Source organism: Vibrio genomosp. F10 str. 9ZD137, from assembly GCF_049974785.1.
Lineage (GTDB): Bacteria > Pseudomonadota > Gammaproteobacteria > Enterobacterales > Vibrionaceae > Vibrio.
This window is the reverse complement of sequence record NZ_JBNGCJ010000065.1, coordinates 1-286: the sequence shown is the minus strand read 5'-3', so window position 1 is coordinate 286 and position 286 is coordinate 1. Positions and strand designations below refer to the sequence as shown.

At 47.6% G+C, this 286-nt stretch carries 1 protein-coding gene; it reads left to right on the top strand.

Features of this window, described 5'->3' with window-relative positions:
• Positions 1 to 286: DUF3360 family protein (locus ACP45E_RS00880; RefSeq protein WP_141707162.1), on the top strand; the 286-nt coding region annotated here is incomplete at both ends.

The window sequence follows — 286 nt, the reverse complement described above, 5'->3', positions numbered from 1 at the left end:
TTTACTGCTCTACCTCGGCTTTGTTGGAACCGCTTCACAAGTTAAGAAGCTGTTCGCGTGGGCTGAGGGAATAGGCATGAGCCATATTGCTTTTGTCGTGATCTTTTGCACCATTATTTTATACGCTTTATTGGAACATTTTCGTAAGCGTTGGCTAGCCGTACCGCTTAGTTGCCTGCTGGGTGGTACGTTAGCATTTGCCATGGGTGCCCCGTTTTCTTTTCAAACCGAGCCAGGTTTACCCAACATGAACCCTATGTATTGGTGGGGAGAAAACACAGGCTGG